Genomic DNA, 3,824 nt, shown 5'->3' with positions numbered 1-3,824 from the left:
CCGTATGATGGGAAACTGTCACGTACGGTTCTGAGGGGAGTTGGGGGCAGCGATGCCCCCCGCTTACCCGACTAAATGAGCTATTGGTGGGGGGGTGAGAAAAAGAAAGTAAAGCAAGAGTATATGTTTTACTGTTTAAAATAAAAAAGATACAAAGATAAAAAGATACATGTATCTTTAGATACAAGGATACATAATAAAAAGTACCCCTGATATAGGGATACTTCAATGATTTTATAAGTCCGTAAGTAATTCGAACTTTCTTTTTTGATCAGAAGTTAGTTCATTTTCAACATAACTTTTTATAAGTATATCAATTATTTCATGAGCATATTTGGTATTTGTAAGTTTATTTAGAGCTTCAAGTTTCTCTTTGGATTGACTGGAAATTTTAATACTACCCTGTTGGTTTTTAAAATTCTTTTTCTCTGGTATTTGCAATTTATTATCTGTATCCGAATTCCAATCATCAGTAATAGGTGTAACAGTTACTACAAATGAATTATTCTTATTCTCCACAAGTACCACTCCTACTTAAAACTTTTTCCTCTATTTATTTTCTAACGTCTCGTACAGACGCTTGTACATATCTTTATATGCTTTAGAATGTCGATTTACCAGTTGAGTATCTACATAACTTTCAACAAGAATATCTATAATGTTGTTTATTGATGTTTTATCCATACTCTCTTGTTCCTGAATAAATGGTTTAAGAGTATTTAGCTTTAGCAAAACGGCTGGTGAAATTTTAGCAGTTTTAGAAGGAACTAAACGTTGATCTGGTTTCCCTGGTGTCTGTATTTCTTTTTTCGTGTTAGTCTGATCACTTTGAATATTTAAAGATGAACTTTCCTCAATAGGTGTAACAGTTACTACAAAAGATTTACTTTTATTTTCCAAAGGTACCACTCCTATTTAGTAATCACTTAAGCTATTTATTATTGGACGTTATGTTTTTTAAAATACGTTGCTCACGCTCAGTTAAATTATTAGCAATGTAGAACTCTAAAATTTCATCAATGAATTCATAATTCTTCATACTCTTCATCGTACAAATGGTTTTAATTTTGCTAAATGATTCAGGAGTTACTTTTATGTTCTTTCTATCTTGTGCTGTTAAAACTTTCTTTTTGGGCGTGATGTTGTTATTGGTAATCTGAACATTTCTCTCTGTATTAGCAGATTGCGTTATCTTCGGTTCTTGAGGTGTTTCCCTTTTGATTAAAGCCACTTATGTCAATCCCCTTCCCTAACTTAGTAAGTTTATTTTCTACGAAATACTTTTGTGTATATCTATATCCCGGTTCAATATCTCCCTCAGTTTCGAAAAGGTGAATTCTTTCTTCTAACTCACAGAAAATATCGCAGAATAAAGCTAGCATTCTCTTATCATGATGATCTTCAAATTGTAACCCGATTCGTGGATACCATTCTAAACGTGCATGGTTGTTAATAATCGTAGTAAACACATTTTCTTCACCAAAAGTAGCGATTGTACTTTTAACGATTTCCTTGTGTAAAGCACGTTTTTGTTGAAGTAATACTGGAAGTACTCCAGCAACTTGCATTTTTACGAGTGATCCAAAGTCATCAACTAATGTTTGAATGTATTCAAAGATTAAACGTTGGCTTCCTTCGTATGAAAATTGTTGAGTTTCTTGAACAACAATAATGTAGTCACTTGCTACCATCGCATTATCCACTTTTAAATCTGTTGAAGGTGGAATATCGATGAATATGTAATCGTAGTTGTATTTGATTTTTTCTAGCAATCTAGAAAGGTAAAAAGTTCTGTCTTCAACTGTATTGAATGTTTCAATTAAGAAGTCAGCATATTTCCTCATGTCATATCCGCATGGAATCATGTCTAAGTTTTCATGCAGATGTACAATCCCTGATGATAAGTCTCCTTCTTCAAGACACTTCATTAAAGTCTTTTGCATTTCAGTAATGTTAAATGATTTCGCTAAAAATGTTGTACCGTTCCCTTGAAGGTCAGTATCAATAAATAAAACTTTCTTATTAAAGATTAAAGAAGCCACAAGAGATTCCATACACGAATCAGTTGTTTTTCCAACTCCACCTTTTTGTTGGGCGTTGATTATGACGTATCCTTTTCTCACAGGAATCGCTCCTTTTAAATTTGTAATATAATTGTAACAAAGGATAAATGTATCTTTTTATCTTTTTATTCTCGAATTGATAATAACACGTGCTTGTACAAAAAGTAAAAGGGTAAATGTATCTTTTTTTGTGTTTAATAGATTAACCTTATTTTTCGTGTACATAACTTTTAATAAAAATCCTATAATATCAATGATAATTAATGTATCTTTTTATCTTTCTATCTTTTTATCTTTGTATCTAAAGATACACAAAGGTAAACAATGTATCCTTGTATCTAAAGATAAATGTATCTTTTTATCTTTTTATCTTTGTATCCTTCGTTTAAGTTAACTAGATGACATAAACCCACTTATAGGGGTATTTACAAAGAAAAAAGCTTGTTGTAACGTAATAAACAACAAGCAACATTCTACAAAACAAAACACAATTTGATATTTTACATAAACGAAGATCGAGCAAAACAATTGAATATGAACACAAAACAAAAAGCCACTCCCATATGCTATTGGCGCCAACCATTAGCGGGAATGACTTGCTCTAGCAAGTGTACCACCACTTGACTAGAAAAAACTGTTTTAACCGACAGTGTTAACGTTTAAGTAGTGTACCACCACTTGACTAGAAAAAACTGTTTTAACCGACAGTGTTAACGTTTAAGTAGTGTACCACCACTGACCTTAAACAACTATGCCTTTTCACGAGGCTTCTTTGATATACCCATTTTATCATTGTTTGGATAAATATCAACTAGTAAATACTAGTTTTGATTATTTTATAGTCCAAAAGATATATAACGGGCATCTCTAAACCTAGAAGTCTTGTGGATCTACAGGCCATTTAGGAATTGGAGATGCCTTTTTGTTTTGGTTCGCGTGGAATTGCCTGAAACCACGTAAATAAAAACTGATAAGCCGTAATTCCGTGCTGCTATACATATAGGGGGAACGTGTTACGTGCGTGGCTAGCTGTTGGTCGTGCAGGGGGTACAGAGTATGCGCCTACAAAAACAGCACCCCTCATTGGAATCCTGTTCTTCTGGTGAGGGAGGGCGAGAACTTGCCCAGGGACGATTCTCTAAAAGGTTCGGGTGGTTATCGTTAGCATTACGGTGCTAGGGAGTACATTCAGTTTGTCGTGTAGGGACGATATTACAAGGACAAACCATAGAAAAAGGATGTATGCGGTGAAAATCGCTGAGTGAACAGGGTCTATACATACGGATACCTTATAAGTGACCGCATGGCGAAAACAAGACGCTTATCCATCTATTTTGATTGATTACTTTTTTGTGATCTTTCAAAGTAGGGGATAAATCTGCCTTCCAGCCGTGTTCCTTAATCGTTCCCACATGATAAAAACCTTCAAAACTTCCAGTCAAGCTTAATTACGAAGAAAAGATGAAAAACTTGAGATTGTTTAAGACCTGGGGGAATGACTTACTAAGATAGAGGAATAAATAAGGGATTTATTACTTACTTGGTTAGTGGATAAGTAGATGGATACTTTGAATATAGACTATTTTTGAATATATGTTTACACTTTAGATATAGTATGTGAAATTTTATTTTTTTAAAGAAAGAGGTGCTTATAATGAATAATTTAGGGATGCAAGTTTATTTAGGGGTAGCACCAACAAAACGCGAATTTCGTACGCTAAGCAATTTTTCACATAGAAAAAGCCGATTTTCTGTACGCTA

The 3,824-nt window shown here is 33.6% G+C and carries 4 protein-coding genes; all 4 read right to left on the bottom strand.

Features of this window, described 5'->3' with window-relative positions; genetic code table 11:
• Positions 1 to 234: 234 nt before the first annotated feature.
• Genes PDQ33_RS28420 through prgP form a run of 4 tightly spaced genes read right to left on the bottom strand, consistent with a single transcriptional unit; the run spans position 235 to position 2,123 of the window.
• On the bottom strand, positions 235 to 519 hold the full coding sequence (locus PDQ33_RS28420) for a hypothetical protein (protein ID WP_000428553.1): 285 nt from the start codon (positions 517 to 519) through the stop codon (positions 235 to 237).
• A 30-nt stretch (positions 520 to 549) separates the two neighbouring features.
• The gene (locus PDQ33_RS28415) at positions 550 to 900 is read right to left on the bottom strand and encodes a hypothetical protein (RefSeq protein WP_000428907.1); all 351 of its coding nucleotides are present in this window, start codon (positions 898 to 900) and stop codon (positions 550 to 552) included.
• Between the two features lie 31 nt (positions 901 to 931).
• A complete protein-coding gene (locus PDQ33_RS28410) occupies positions 932 to 1,231 on the bottom strand; it encodes a hypothetical protein (protein WP_001173935.1) in 300 nt (99 codons plus the stop codon).
• Positions 1,176 to 2,123, bottom strand: a complete 948-nt coding sequence (gene prgP / locus PDQ33_RS28405; RefSeq protein ID WP_001225478.1) for a ParA superfamily DNA segregation protein PrgP — start codon at positions 2,121 to 2,123, stop codon at positions 1,176 to 1,178. The genes PDQ33_RS28410 and prgP overlap by 56 nt, the downstream gene beginning before the upstream one ends.
• Between the last annotated feature and the right edge of the window lie 1,701 nt (positions 2,124 to 3,824).

The organism is Bacillus cereus group sp. Bc031 (genome assembly GCF_027716265.1).
In the GTDB taxonomy this organism is placed as follows: Bacteria; Bacillota; Bacilli; order Bacillales; family Bacillaceae_G; genus Bacillus_A; species Bacillus_A paranthracis.
This window is presented reverse-complemented; position numbering and strand designations above follow the sequence as displayed.